The organism is Sporosarcina sp. FSL W7-1349, from assembly GCF_038003045.1.
Classification (GTDB): domain Bacteria; phylum Bacillota; class Bacilli; order Bacillales_A; family Planococcaceae; genus Sporosarcina.
Genome location: NZ_JBBOOK010000001.1, coordinates 1,047,681 through 1,061,842, shown reverse-complemented (window position 1 = coordinate 1,061,842; position 14,162 = coordinate 1,047,681). Strand labels below are relative to the sequence as shown.

Annotated in this window: 12 protein-coding genes; 8 read left to right on the top strand and 4 right to left on the bottom strand. The window is 43.0% G+C overall.

Features of this window, described 5'->3' with window-relative positions; all coding sequences use genetic code 11:
• The 3 genes from nth (at nt 1) to ltrA (ending at nt 2,895) form a co-directional block, all read left to right on the top strand.
• The gene (gene nth, locus MKY41_RS05300) at nt 1-654 is read left to right on the top strand and encodes an endonuclease III (RefSeq protein ID WP_340744050.1); all 654 of its coding nucleotides are present in this window, start codon (nt 1-3) and stop codon (nt 652-654) included.
• Entirely contained in the window at nt 644-991 is a 348-nt protein-coding gene (locus MKY41_RS05295) for a YpoC family protein (protein ID WP_340744049.1), read from the top strand. The genes nth and MKY41_RS05295 overlap by 11 nt, the downstream gene beginning before the upstream one ends.
• Before the next feature lie 617 nt (nt 992-1,608).
• Nucleotides 1,609-2,895: a group II intron reverse transcriptase/maturase gene (gene ltrA / locus MKY41_RS05290; protein ID WP_340745601.1), complete on the top strand. Its 1,287-nt coding sequence runs from the start codon at nt 1,609-1,611 to the stop codon at nt 2,893-2,895.
• 246 nt (nt 2,896-3,141) lie between these two features.
• Here ltrA and MKY41_RS05285 read toward each other — a convergent pair whose 3' ends face one another.
• Nucleotides 3,142-3,876, bottom strand: a complete 735-nt coding sequence (locus tag MKY41_RS05285; RefSeq protein ID WP_340744048.1) for a CPBP family intramembrane glutamic endopeptidase — start codon at nt 3,874-3,876, stop codon at nt 3,142-3,144.
• Nucleotides 3,877-4,047: 171 nt separating this feature from the next.
• Nucleotides 4,048-4,656, bottom strand: coding sequence for a class I SAM-dependent methyltransferase (locus MKY41_RS05280; protein ID WP_340744047.1), 609 nt, complete (start codon nt 4,654-4,656; stop codon nt 4,048-4,050).
• A 355-nt stretch (nt 4,657-5,011) separates the two neighbouring features.
• On the opposite strand from MKY41_RS05280, the gene MKY41_RS05275 reads away from it, so the two are divergent.
• The 5 genes from MKY41_RS05275 (at nt 5,012) to MKY41_RS05255 (ending at nt 10,815) form a co-directional block, all read left to right on the top strand.
• Nucleotides 5,012-5,929: a VOC family protein gene (locus MKY41_RS05275; RefSeq protein WP_340744046.1), complete on the top strand. Its 918-nt coding sequence runs from the start codon at nt 5,012-5,014 to the stop codon at nt 5,927-5,929.
• Between the two features lie 262 nt (nt 5,930-6,191).
• On the top strand, nt 6,192-6,911 hold the full coding sequence (locus MKY41_RS05270) for an ABC transporter ATP-binding protein (RefSeq protein ID WP_340744045.1): 720 nt from the start codon (nt 6,192-6,194) through the stop codon (nt 6,909-6,911).
• Nucleotides 6,880-9,345, top strand: a complete 2,466-nt coding sequence (locus MKY41_RS05265) for an ABC transporter permease (protein WP_340744044.1) — start codon at nt 6,880-6,882, stop codon at nt 9,343-9,345. Before MKY41_RS05270 ends, MKY41_RS05265 begins: the two co-directional genes overlap by 32 nt.
• Before the next feature lie 6 nt (nt 9,346-9,351).
• Nucleotides 9,352-9,858 carry a PadR family transcriptional regulator gene (locus MKY41_RS05260; protein WP_340744043.1) on the top strand — a complete coding sequence of 169 codons (507 nt, stop codon included), beginning with the start codon at nt 9,352-9,354 and terminating at the stop codon, nt 9,856-9,858.
• A 387-nt stretch (nt 9,859-10,245) separates the two neighbouring features.
• On the top strand, nt 10,246-10,815 hold the full coding sequence (locus tag MKY41_RS05255) for a dihydrofolate reductase family protein (protein ID WP_340744042.1): 570 nt from the start codon (nt 10,246-10,248) through the stop codon (nt 10,813-10,815).
• Nucleotides 10,816-10,879: 64 nt separating this feature from the next.
• On the opposite strand, the gene MKY41_RS05250 is transcribed toward MKY41_RS05255, so the two are convergent.
• Nucleotides 10,880-13,519 (bottom strand): PBP1A family penicillin-binding protein, encoded by a 2,640-nt coding sequence (locus tag MKY41_RS05250; protein WP_340744041.1) that lies wholly within the window; start codon nt 13,517-13,519, stop codon nt 10,880-10,882.
• On the bottom strand, nt 13,516-14,154 hold the full coding sequence (gene recU, locus MKY41_RS05245; RefSeq protein ID WP_340744040.1) for a Holliday junction resolvase RecU: 639 nt from the start codon (nt 14,152-14,154) through the stop codon (nt 13,516-13,518). Before recU ends, MKY41_RS05250 begins: the two co-directional genes overlap by 4 nt.
• Nucleotides 14,155-14,162: the final 8 nt, after the last annotated feature.

Genomic DNA, 14,162 nt, shown 5'->3' with positions numbered 1-14,162 from the left:
ATGTTGACGAAAAAACAATGGGAATATTGCCTGGAACAATTCGGGGAAATGTTCCCGGAGGCGCATTGCGAACTCGTGCATGCGAATCCGTTTGAGTTGCTCATCGCTACGCTGTTATCCGCCCAATGCACAGATGTGCTGGTGAACCGGGTGACGGCGGATTTATTCAAAAAATATAAGACGCCGGAGGATTATTTGGCGGTTGAGACGGCGGAGCTGGAAAATGATATCCGTTCAATCGGCCTCTATCGCAACAAGGCGAAAAACATCCGGGCGCTCAGCCAATTGCTGATTGACGAATACGGGGGCATTGTGCCGCCGAACCGGGATGTGCTCATGACGTTCCCGGGCGTGGGGCGCAAGACAGCCAATGTCGTTGTCTCGAACGCATTTGGAATTCCTGCGATGGCGGTCGATACGCACGTGGAACGGGTGGCGAAACGGCTCGGCATGAACCGCTGGAAAGACTCGCCGCTTGCCGTCGAGGAGAAAATCATGCGCTGGACGCCGCGGGAGCAATGGACCGATACGCATCATCGGATCATTTTCTTCGGGCGTTACCACTGCAAGGCGCAAAATCCCAACTGTCCGGAATGCCCGCTGTTGCCGCTCTGCCGGGAAGGGAAGAAGAGGATGAAAGAACGTGCCGAATGACGGGAAGCGGATCGACAAGGAGGTCCTTTCCCCGTATTTTGCAGAGTGGGAAACAAAGCGGGAGACGATTGAGGCATTGTATGCACAGAAAGACAAACGAGCCGCGGAAATGATGCGAGAAGCGGTTGGAATGTATGAACGGCTGCTCGAACTGGGTGGTGTGCAGACCGATGCGCGGAGCGGGCGGGAAGGCTACCGATTATCCCCATTAAACGGAGGCGAACGCCTGGAATTCGTGAAGGCGAAACTCGCCAGTCACTATGCGTTTGTACAACTGGACGCATTGTTCGGGGAAATGAAGAAGAAGGCAGCGCGGCTGGCCATAAGTTTAAAATAAATTCGTACCGTTTGAAAAAAGATGTACCGATTAAAATAAAGTGATATCGTTTTCCCCCTTTGGATGATTATCTAAAGGGGGTTTTTAAGGTGTGCCCGGCATGGGCTATAACTTGGTGGTGAAAGTCCACTACAGGCTTGGCAGTAGGAACTGTTAGCTTAAGGCAAGGGTGTCCACCGTGAGGTGGAATCTGAAGGAAGCCGGCGGCAAAATCCCGAACCGACGGACAGAAACTGCATATGAGGCTGAATTGGAACGGACGAGTTTGCCGTACAAAACAAAGTCCAATACTGCCCGAGTTCCATACAGTAAATGCAGCGGTTACATGGGAGGAAGGTTATAGCTCTTACCCGGGGAGGTCTTACAGGGGTTCCCGACAAGAGGGATGGAATATCCCACAGGAACAAACCGGTCAGTGATGGCAGGTTGAACTGTAAGAAGTCAGCAGAAGCCATAGTAGTCCATAAGGACGAAGGGCTGAACAATAATAATCCTGAAATGAAATGGAGGTAAAGACAGTGCAAAGACCACAGAAAACATCGGCAGATGGCTGGCCGCAAAGGGATAGGTTGGAAACCGAAGAATATGCGGGAGCGTGCAGTCCTGTCTTTACAGAAATGGAGCGACAGGATGGTATCGATTTGATTGATAAAGTAGTCGACATCAACAACCTCTTTAACGCTTGTAAGAAAGTGAAGGCAAATAAAGGGGCGCCGGGTGTCGATGAAATGACAGTAGATGAACTTTTAGGTCATGTAGCCAAATACCGAACCCAACTTATTAGAAAGCTGAAAGACGGTTCGTACGAACCACTGCCAGTAAAACGTGTTGAAATTCCAAAGTTAGATGGGTCAATGCGAAAACTCGGCATACCGTGTGTACGGGATCGAATGGTTCAACAAGCCATCTATCAGGTGATTGGTAAAATCATTGACCCTCATTTTTCGGAGAGGAGCTATGGTTTTCGTCCAAAACGGAATCAGCATCAAGCCATTAAGCAATCCATCACATATTATGAACAAGGTTATAGAGTGGTAGTCGATTGTGATTTAAAAAGCTACTTCGACACCATTAATCATCAGAAGCTGATGGAATATCTAAAAGAGTTCATAAACGACAAGATTGTCCTAAAGTTGATATGGAAGTTTCTAAAGAGTGGCATCCTTGAAGATGGACTTATCAGTCCAACAGAAGAAGGTGCTCCGCAAGGTGGCGTACTCTCCCCGATTCTTAGCAATGTCTATTTGAATCAATTAGATAGGGAACTTGAAAGACGGGGGCATAAATTCGTACGATTTGCGGATGATTTCTGCATATACGTGAAAAGCAGGCGAGCAGGGGAACGTGTTTTGGAAAGCATTACAAAGTTCCTTGAACATGATTTGAAGCTGACAGTGAACCAAGAAAAGAGCAAGGTGGGTTCTCCGGTCAAACTCAAGTTCCTCGGTTTCTGCCTCCATTCCACATCTAAAGGTGTGGGTTGTAGACCACATCACTCCGCAAAAAGTCGATTCAAATCAAAATTAAAGAAAATCACCAAACGGAATCGCCCGGGCCGCTTTGACGAGATTGCCAAAGAAATCAACCAAGTGACAATAGGTTGGATAAACTACTATGGAATTGGCTTTATGAAAAGTTTTATCAAATCCATGGCACAATGGCTGAACCATCGGTTACGTCAACTGATATGGAAACGTTGGAAGAAGATATGGACAAAATACCGTCAGTTACGAAGGCTGGGAATTTTACATGAAGAAGCTTGGAAAGTATCAAATTCCCGAAAGGGATATTGGAGAGTCTCCAAAAGCGAAACTCTACATAAAGCAATCAAAGCAGAAACGCTCACCAAGTGGGGTCTGAAAGACCTGAATCACTTGTATGAGCGTCGATACTTAAGTTATTGAACCGCCGTATACGGAACCGTACGTACGGTGGTGTGAGAGGTCGGGAGCTAATCACTCCCTCCTACTCGATTCGACAAAAAGAACTTCTAAAGGACGTTGAGTGCATTAATGAAGGCCGTAGAATCGGTAGTGGGGAGACGATCGGTCAAGGTTAAAAGTTCAATATTCTTTAGGACTGTTAATGTCATTACAGGAAGTAAAAACCAGTGCTGATTTGTACTTAATAATTGCTCCAAGCGTATAAATTTAATTTTGTGCTTTTACATCACCTAACTTTGCTACATAGTCTATCAAAAAATGAAGGACGATAAGTGGCAAAATTGAACTGATTCCAATATATAGAACTGAAAATATTACTCCAACAACAGTTGTTCGTAATACCCCAATTGTAAAGCCTTGATAAGTGTGAGCTAATCCGAACAATAGGGAAGAAAACATTATAATTAACCAAATCGAGAAATTAGGAAATAAATAACTTAAAGCGAAGAGTAGAAAACCTCTATAAATTATTTCTTCGGTAACTCCTGCTATTAACGAAACATAACTCCATAATCTTTTTTCTTTTTTAGTAATGGGTAGTATTATTGAAAAATTGACATTTTCCCATTCCTTCTCTTTTGTTTGTGCAAATTTAGTTCTAATCTTATCGCTAAATTGATAGCCAATAGAATAGTATAAGATGCCAACTAAATAAAGGAAAGCAATAGCAAATACAGAATACGTAACGAATGATCCTAAGATATCAGTGTTAATACTGGGAATAGACAATCCAATATCATTTAAAGTGAGATCTGAGATAAAAACTAATAATAAAATGAAGATGGTAGGAACCCATAGACCAATTATTGTATTTATATAATATTTCAATCTCGCGTTTTGATTTTCTTTTATATCCACTTTAAATTTTTGGAAATCAAAATATCCGATAATTGGCTCGTAAAATATTGTGAAGATGATTACTAACCAAAAACCATACTCCATAGAATCCAATTCTCTCCTTTACAGTCCAAGTAAGTAATCGCAGCTTTAGGACCCACTGATTGAATCGTGCATGATGCCTGTTTCAGGGCCATCTGTTGAAGGAAGAAAAACTTATTCCAGCTTTCTAGGCAGGTAGAATTTCCTCCACACTATATGAAAGCTAGACTTTCCTTATTGATTAACTCCAAGTACACATATCGCGGCAACGGGTTTCATTTCCTTTAATTCCGTTTTAATAGTAGAAAACCCTGCTTGTTTTAGATACTGACTGATATCGCTCCCTAGTTTTATTGATGTTTCTTCCGTCGCGCCTTTCATGTATGGAAGGACCGTTAAGGCGATTAGACCTTTTGGTTTCATCACTTTGCGTATTCTCTTCAATGAGTTAACGGGGTCCTCCCAAAAAATAATGGAATTAACTGAAAACACTGTGTCAAACTTGAGATCAGATGGAGATATATTACTAACTTCCTCCAGTTTTAATGTGACTTTTCCTTCTTGCAGCGCCTTTTTATTTCTTTTTCTTGCTTGCCGTAACATGACATCTGAATAATCAATTCCAACATAATGCCCGTCGTGAATAACTTTTGAAACTAGTTCAGTTGCAATCCCTGGCCCGAAACCAATTTCCAAGACGTAATCCGAACTTTGAATATTTAACAATGAAATGGTCCACTTGTTTTTTTCAACATTTGTGGATGCCATTAATCTACCTGCAATGCCGCCTAACATCCCTTCTGGCTTCCCAAACTGTAAAGCAAATTTTTTAAAAATCCCCATATTCAAATCTCCTTTCAAGTAAAACTGAGATAGCCAATGTTCTACCGTAAACAGGAGCTTTTCCCGAAAAATACTAATCAGAGTTTTCAGATGTCCAAAAGAATTCTACAGTATTATACATTTTGATTGCTGAATAGAGGTATATAAACCGACCAGGAATCCAATTAATTGATATTGAATTCATGACATCACTTTATTTCATCTAACATCGAAAAGAGGAAATAAAATATCTTCGAAGAAAGTTATAATTAGCCATTGGATTTACACAGGTCTGTTAGCAGTCGTAATCCTTAGGAGCTGTCTACTTCCAGACCTGCTACAGTAAAATGTCAACGGAAAATTAGGAGGATCGACTATGACAAAAAAAAATCAAAACATCGTTCCACATTTATGGTATGACAAGGAGGCGAAGGAAGCAGCAGCGTTTTATGCTTCCATTTTCCCGGACTCCAGAATTACAAATGAAACAACAGTCCATGACACACCATCCGGTGATGCCGAACTAGTTTCATTAGAACTTTGGGGACAAAAATTCATGGCAATCAACGCGGGTCCTTTTTTCAAATTCAATCCGTCGGTGTCTTTCTTCGTAAATTTTGACCCATCCCGAGAAAAACACGCGAGTGAAAAAATAAATGAGGTTTGGAATAAATTGTCCGAAGGTGGAACTGTGTTAATGCCGCTTGGTAAGTATCCATTCAGTGAGAAGTATGGCTGGATTCAAGATAAGTATGGTTTGTCGTGGCAGTTAATCCTTACGAATCCAGAAGGGGAAGAGCGGCCTACGATCATACCATCGCTATTGTTTGTCGGGGATCAGTGCGGCAAAGCAGAAGAAGCGATCCATTTTTATTTGTCCGTATTTAAGAATGCAAAACAAGGCCTTCTTGCGCGCTACCCCCAAGGCATGGAACCTGACAAAGAAGGAAACATCATGTTTTCTGATTTTATGCTTGAGAATTATTGGATAACCGCAATGGACAGCGCGATGGATCATCAATTCAGTTTTAACGAGGCCATCTCATTTATGGTCTATTGCGATACACAAGAAGAGATTGATGACTACTGGGAAAAGCTGTCCGCGGTTCCTGAAGCCGAGCAATGCGGTTGGCTGAAAGATAAGTTTGGAGTGTCTTGGCAAATTGTGCCGAGCGAAATGGAAGAGATGATGACGAGTGGCACACCGGAACAAATTGCGCATGTTAATCAGGCAACTCTTACAATGAAAAAGCTTGATCTTGCGGAGTTACAGAAAGCATACGAAGGAATATAAAGTACAGCTCGGTACTTGGCTGAATAAAAGCGGAAAGTTGGCAGAAAAGTATTGTGACTTGCTTTAGTAAGCTGAATTCCAATGAAAACAGAGACCTACTTTAGAAAACATAAGCACCTATATATAATATGTACTCAGTACATGTTATATATAGGTATTTTTTTATTTTGGACGAAAAAGATATAGCAATTTACCTGATTTCACTTCCATCTACTATATACTTAGTATATAGTATTGCATAAAGCATAGGAGGAATGAAACCATGATTGAGGTCAAGAATGTAAAAAAGGAATTTATACAGGGGCAAGAAACAACCCAAGTGTTGAAAGGTATTGATTTGAATATTGGGGAAGGAGAATTTGTGGCTATAATGGGGCCAAGTGGTTCCGGTAAAAGTACGTTACTTCAACTTTTAGGTGGTCTTGATCTACCTTCTGAAGGAGATATATACATCAATCAGACTAATGTAAGTACGATGACGGAAAAGGAAAGAACGCTATTCCGCAGAAAATACATGGGTTTTATATTTCAAAATTATCAGCTTCTCCCTACATTAACGGTAGAAGAAAATATTGCTTTCCCTCTTCATGCGGATGGCAGTTTAACTAAAGAAAAAAATTCAATTATTTTAGATTTACTGGATTCTGTGGGATTGAAAGGACTAGGCCGAAAACGAGCAAATTTGCTGAGTGGTGGTCAACAACAACGAGTCGCTATAGCCAGGGCGCTAGTCAATCATCCTGCCGTTTTATTGGCTGATGAACCAACCGGAAATTTAGATAGACATAAAGCCGAAGAAATCCTTGCATTAATGTTACGGTTCAATCGAGAAAGCAATCAAACCATCATAATGGTTACACATGATATTTTCGCGGCTGGTTTTGCAGATCGAATTATTCTTTTTAAAGATGGAATGATTGATCAAGTGATTGCTAGAAAGGATGACGATTATGCTAAATATATGGCGAATTTCATGGCGTAACATCACACAAAATAGAAAACGATTCTTCATTTCACTGCTTGGAATTATTTTGGGTATAGCGTTTGTAACATCTATGTTAATTGCAGACAAAACAACAAATGCTGTTTTCGATTATTATGAACAAATGTATGTGGCTAATGCGGATTACTGGGTTTTAAGCGATGAACATACGTACTCTGAAGATATGGTTTCGTCAGTTTTAACGAGTCCAGCTGTAACGGGAACATTGCTTGCGCTAGATAAACAAGCATTCTTTGAACTAGAGGGCGATCAATCCATAAATCAAAGATCCGTACGAATTACAGGCGTAAATGATCAAAATAGTTCTTTACTTAAACTTCCTGTTATTGAAGGGACTTTAGATAATGAAGGATTAGTAATCCCAGACGTTGTTGCAGATCTGTTGCATAAAAAGGTTGGAGATACCATTAGGTTTACCGATTTGGGTGAAGCGAAGGTTTCCGCCATTGTTGAATATACGCAGCTACTTGCAAGCCCGAGTGACTGGGAAGGTGCGAAATCATCAAACTTCCGAATTATGGCTCCACTCGATTTGTTAAGAGATTGGACTGGTATGGATCACGAGCTTTCATATGTAAGATTTCAAACGAATGAAGAAGGGGAGCAACTTTTTCACTCGCTCCAGGAAGAATTTCGGAATTCAAATGTATATATTCAACCAGTGGTCGCGGATGATCGACAAAGTAACGACATTGGGGGGCTTTATACATTCTTTTATTTGATTGCCGGGTTATCCATGTTTATCAGCGGATTTATTGTTTTTAATATGATCTATACAAGTGTGATGGAAAGAAAAAAGGAATTTGCAATCATGAAGAGTCTTGGTTATCTTCATAGTTCCGTTTCTAAACTTATACTGATTGAAGTAATCCTTATGTCCATAATCGGTACAGCCATTGGGGTCCCTATAGGAATTTGGCTTGGAGATCTGTTCATGCAAACTTTGCTAGGTGTGTTTGAGTTTGACATGGTTTACACTTTAAATTGGAAAATGCCTACAGTCGCAGCAGTAATAATCGGGATTGTATTTCCTATTGTTTTTTCTTTATTTCCTATTTACCATGCGGGAAAAACCTCGGTGTTACTGACATTAAAAATGGAAAATCAAACGCGTCCATCGACGAAGCGATTTCTTTTTAGGGCTGTCACGGGGATAGGTTTGCTTTCTTTTGTATGGATCAATCATCCCGTCTCCTATGTAGCTATTGTAGCAAGCATCATTCTGTTGTTTCCATTCTTGTTACTGGGTCTGAATCGGATAGTCAAACCTCTTTTGAAGATATGCTTTGGCTATCCTGGTCGTCTGGCAGCTCAAAATCTGACACAACAATTAAATCGAAATGCCAATACTGCCGCTATTCTTGCCATTGGGATCGCAGTGATCTTATTATTAAGTGCTGTTATAGAATCGGCTCCTGAGGGTTATGAAAATGAAATCAGGAATACGTATGGAGGCGACCTAAGACTTACATCAGAAGCGCCTTGGTCTAATGAAGATATAGCAAAACTGCTATCATACGATTCTGTTGCAAATGCTGAGCCTTTAACGGAAGCTACGCCAATTACATGGGAAACAATCGAGGGAGAGAAGCGACAGTTTTCTATTTTTGCTATAGATAGGGAAGGACCTACCTTATTTGAGAGTTCTGCAAAAGAGAAATTATATAATGGGCTAACCAAGGAACCATCTATTCTCCTTGGTGAAAGAGCTTTTGATGAATGGGGCGGCAATGTGGGAGAAAGGATTTACATGAATACTCCTTCAGGTACACAACAAATGGAAGTCATTGACGTTGTAAAAACTTCGAATTACTCTGGCTATGTCGCATTTATGGATGAGGATCATGTAAATAATGAATTCGGATGGGCGAATAGTTTTGACATGCTACTCACTTTACAGGATGGATATACTGTTGAACCATTACGGGATCAGTTATGGCTAGATTTCAGCAATCACCTCTCAAAAGTTGAAACGGTTGAAGATGAAATTAATTCAACAACTTCAGCATTGACGGGTATGAACGAGTTAATCCTCATCATGCTTGTGTTAATCATCGGGCTAGCTAGTATTGGTACAGCAAACACTCTATTAATGAATACTTTGGAACGCACTTCCGAGATCGGGACAATGCGAGCGCTCGGTTTTACGAAACAGCAAGTTAAAAAGATGATAATGGGAGAAGGTCTACTGATAGGATTGTCGGGGGTTATGGGAGGCGTACTTTCAGGTGTGATTTTGCTTTATATCACTAGCCAATCCGAACTTTTGAAAGGATTCATATCTTTTCAAATACCTTTAGGGAATAGTATACTGGCGCTAATTGCCGGTGTTTCTCTAAGTCTCTTCGCTTCGTGGATTTCTAGTGCTACAGCGAGTAAAATAAATATTATATCAACACTCAAAGAAGGTTGAGCATTAATGTCGGTCAAGTACGGAATATTAACATTGCTACATGTACAAAAAAATCATGGATACGAATTAAAACTAGAGCTAGAATCCCTTCTAGGTATTAAAGGGAAAATTAATCCAGGCCAAATTTATACGACTTTGGATCGTCTGATCCGTGATCAACTTGTCTCATCTGTAGGAATGGATGACCAAGAAAGAAAACTTTATGAGATAACGACGGAAGGCAATAAAGAGTTGGCCCATTGGTTACTGGAACCCGTACCCTACCATTCTACTAAAGAGGACTTTCATTTTAAATGGAGCTGCGCTCGCAAGATTGCTTTCGAACAGGAAAAGAACATGCTGGATCAACAAAAAGCAATGATTATGAAAGATGTTTTGGAATTGACTAAATTAAAAACGGAATTTCTTATGCAAGGTGACGAGAATAGGTATTTATTAATTACGGGGACACTTTTGCATTTAGAAGCAGATTTAAATTGGATTCATCAAGTTGAAAATCGAAATCAATCATAATGCTGGGCAAGGGAGTGAACATTTTTATGGAACTTCTCCTTGAAAACAATTGGGAATTGTTTATCTCAGCAGAGGCATTATCATAAGGAGCGCTAATCTTATTCGGTACATTTCGCTATTTTTTTAATAAACCTCGTGTTAGCATAATGTTTATTTTTCTGTTTCTGTTGGTCCTTGAAGGATTGCTCGGATTCTATGTCTACCGTCAAACTGGGGAAATTTCAACATTTCAAATCGTGATTACCATTTTTATCATATATGCCTTTACATTTGGCATATTCGATTTTATCAAATTGTATCGTTGGAGGCGTAGTAAAATTGGGAAATTACGTGGCGTTGGATTATGGACGAATAAAGTTGAAGTTCTTATGAAAAGGAGGAAGTTGGTTGTCCAATGACACAAGCTCTAGAAAAATAATTTTAGATTTAGCGGTATCATTAGATGGTTTTATTGAAGGGAAACATGGGGAAGTGGATTGGTGCATTATGGACCCGGAAATGAATTTTATTGAATTCCTTCATCAAATTGATACGATTTTATATGGAAGAAAAAGCTATGAGTTATGGGGAGAATATACGCCTGATAACGAAGTCCACCCTACTGAAAAAGAGATGTGGGAAGTCCTTCATCGGAAAGAGAAATATGTGTTTTCCAGAACTCAAAAAGGGAATGGATATAATGCAGTATTCATCAATGATAATATTCTTGAAGAAGTAAATAATATAAAGAAAAAGCCTGGCAAAGACATCTGGCTTTATGGTGGTTCCAGTCTGATTACAACGTTTATCAATCTAGGTCTTGTCAATGAATATAGATTATCGGTTCATCCGGTTGTTTTGGGAGAGGGTAAACCATTGTTTGTGGATATCCAACAGAGGTTAAACTTAACATTGGTTCAAACTAGAACGTTTTCCTCCGGTGTTGTTCAGCTTTGCTATCAAATACAAAGAAACTGAAATAGAACCAAGAGAAAAACCGGGCTGGCAGTCGATTGTGACTACCAGCCCGGTTTCATTTCCATTATGGAGTGGGTTCGGTTTCCGTACCGCCATCAGGATTTGGATTCTCGGTACCTTGGTTGTTTGGATCAGTTGGGGCATTTGGATTGCCGCCTTGGTTTCCATCGCCCTGATTACCGCCATTGCCTTGGTTCCCTGGATTCCCTTGGTTCCACCCATTGTCGTTCGGATTGCCATTTCCATTGTTCCATCCGTCGTCCGGATTTTGCTCCTCGTCTGGAGTCTCTTCCGGTTGCTCCTCTTGTGGCTCTTCATCTGTATATTCTTCGATTTGCAGGCTCGTGGAGGCTGGATCACTCGTCAGCTCTCCGGCTTTTGCTACAACCGAGAACGAGTAGGTACGCCCCGTTTCGGCGGAATTGAATGTTACGGAATAATCCGATGTTGTCGTCATCGACTGCGGTTCGCCGCCATCGACGCCGACAGACACTTCGAATTCGACTGGGCCTTCAATGACCGCCGGATCCGGCGGATTATGACCCCATTGAAGCGTAATCGTGCCCGTATTTGGATCATAATTGGCATTCAAATTATTCGGCGCTTCTAATTCCACCGTTTCTTCTTCCGGCGCTTGTTGTTCCGGAAGGGTGCCTCGGACAAACAGTTCCGTCCGCTGCAAATTGGCTGGCGTCGAGGCGCTAGCCAAAACGAGTGGGTTCGAGCCATACACAATCTTCGCTTCCTCTACAGAACCCGGGCGTTTGAAGGAAGCCGTATTTTTCCCGGAGGAAATTTCACTCATGACCGTCCGGAATAGATTTTGCGGGACATAGCGGCCTCGGTCATATGTCGTGATCGGGGTCGTATAGTCTTTGTATCCGCCCCAGACCGCAATCGTGTAGTCTGTTGTGTACCCGACGAACCAGGAATCCGGCACATCGCTGTTTTTCATGCCGTGTTTTTGGATCGTCTCGGCGGAATAGTTTGTCGTCCCGGTTTTACCGGCATCGTCCAATCCGCTGACATTTGCCAGTTTCCCGGTCCCTTCTGTCATGACATCCCGTAAAATATCCGTCACCATGTAGGCGGTGGAGTCTTTCATGGCAACTTGCGGTTTTGGTGCCAGATCCGGTTTCGATGTGCCGTCCCGGAAAATAACTTCTTTCACCGCATGCGGCTCCGTGTAGACCCCGCCGTTACCAAATGCAGCGTAGGCTCCAGCCATTTGCAAGGTGGAGAACTGGATCTCGCCGCCTCCGATGGCATTGGAAGAGTTCAATTTATCAACCGGCAGGCCGAGGTCTTTTGCGAAATCGGCTGCTTTGGAAGGACCGACTTCTTCAAAAATCTTTACAGCAGGCACGTTTCGCGAACGGTAAAGCGCTTCGCGGATCGTGATGGCTCCTTGGTAGCGGCCGTCGACATTCCGGATCGGCTGATTGGTTCCGCGGTAGTTGTACGGTTCGTCCTTCGTAATTTGCCCCGTCGACCAGCTCAAGTTTTCAATCGCTGGGCCGTAGGACAAAATCGGCTTGATGGCAGAACCGGGCTGCCGTTTTTGGTCGGTCGCAAAGTTCAGATCCCGTCCGGCATAATCCCGTCCACCGCCGACTGCGACAATGGCTCCAGTTTTCGTATCCACGACCGTCATGCCCGCTTCCATATCCTCGGACTCATACCAGTTCGGATTATTGATGGCACCCTCAACTGCTTCCTGTGCGGCCGGATCCAAGTTTGTCTGGATTTTGACCCCGTCCGACAATACATCCACCATGCCCGCCGCTTCTAATTCATCGAGGACGACATCGACATAGGCCGGATATTTGGAATCGGTCGTCGGACGCTGATCTTCTGGCAATATGAGAGAAGCGACCGGAACAGCTTTCGCTTCATCGGCTTCCGCCTGCGTGATCTTCTTATGCTGCACCATGAGACCTAGCACGATATTGCGTCGTTTTTCGGTACGTTCTGGATTTTTATACGGATTGTAACCGTTCGGATATTGCGGCATCCCTGCCAGCATCGCGATTTCCGGCAATTCCAATTCATCGAGGTTCTTGCCGAAGAAATAATCCGCTCCCGTTCCGAAACCGTGTACGCGGCCCGACATTAGCACTTTATTGAAATACATTTCAAAAATTTCTTCTTTACTATATTTCCGTTCCAGCTGGAAGGCGAGCCAAGCTTCTTGCGCTTTCCGCTTCAATGTCTTTTCATCGGAGAGGAAGGAGTTCTTGATCACCTGCTGGGTGAGCGTACTGGCCCCTTGGGAACCGAAACCGCTCCGGAAGTTGGCCAATACCGCGCCGCCGAGCCGCCAAAAGTCCATCCCGTGGTGGGAATAAAACCGGACGTCCTCGGTCGCCAGAATCGCATCTTCCATCATTTTTGGAATTTCATCATACGGCACATACTCGCGTCGCTGCGCTCCAAATTTCATGAACACATTGCCATCCTTGTCCAAAAACTCGGAAGTCAACGGGTCTTTCAGTAATGCTTCATCCAGTTTTGGCGCCGTGCTCGCGTAATAAGCGAACAAGCCGACCCCGAAAAGGAAAAGGGCCATTCCAACGGCGATGATGGCGAGAAAGATTTTTTTGATCAAGCCTTTCTTCTTCTGTGGCTTTTTTCCTTTTTTCTTTGTCCGCTCCGCTTCCATTTGCTTCCGGCGGGCGGCACGTGAATGTATTTGATCACTCATAGGTTTTCCTGCCTTTCGATTGGTTCACCGATTTGTGGAAATAATAAATGAAGTCCCGGCAAGTAGTCTAGCACGGGTTGGAAGCGAGGCATGATTTCGTAGGCCGCCTCTTCGAATTCCGCAAGCGTAATCGATTTCCGGCCGCCTGCTTTCATGCGCTCCCATTTTTCTTCGAGACTATCATACGGTAGGATGAAATAACGGTCAAGCGTCGTAAATTTCACGACGAGAAACGCGATGCCGCCCTGTTCCGTCACTTGTTTCATATGGTCCACTTGGTGGGCATGGATATTTTGCAGTGGAAAGGACGTGGCACTTTTCGTCTCCTTCGCCTCAAAATCGAGATAACGTCCGCGCCAGACACCGTTGAAATCGGTCGTCGACGGAGTCCGGAAATACGCTTCCGTAATGACGGCGGCACTCCGGGCAGGGTAGTGGACATTGACGACTTGGATCGGAATCGGCTTCTTATGGATGACTGCGATGCCTTGGCTCAAGTAATAGGCATTCGAGTCATTCAGCTCATCTTCCAATGACTTGCCCCGGTTACTATAAGACATATCCAACTTTTTCGGGCTTCCCGGCTGCTCGGCCGGCCGCACATACTTCTTCCCATTCGGGTATCGGATCGTCATCACCCTCA